The 211-nt window shown below is 49.8% G+C and carries 1 rRNA gene; it reads right to left on the bottom strand.

Features of this window, described 5'->3' with window-relative positions:
- Positions 1-124: 124 nt before the first annotated feature.
- Positions 125-211, bottom strand: a 23S ribosomal RNA gene (locus HV477_RS28170); the annotation flags it as partial.

The following is a 211-nucleotide window of genomic DNA, read 5'->3' as shown; positions in this document are numbered from 1 at the left end:
ATACTTCTGTATGCTCCTTCCGTCGCTGCGTTTGCCGCCTTGTCTCAGCGTAAAATCCTTCGGACTCTGAATCTGAGCTGAAAATTGTTGTCTTCTCAATCCGCCAAAACATCTTCGGCGTTGTAAGGTTAAGCCTCACGGTTCATTAGTACCGGTTAGCTCAACGCATCGCTGCGCTTACACACCCGGCCTATCAACGTCGTCGTCTTCA

It is taken from the genome of Salmonella sp. SG203, from assembly GCF_013350575.1.
GTDB classification, from domain to species: domain Bacteria; phylum Pseudomonadota; class Gammaproteobacteria; order Enterobacterales; family Enterobacteriaceae; genus Salmonella; species Salmonella enterica.
This window is presented reverse-complemented; position numbering and strand designations above follow the sequence as displayed.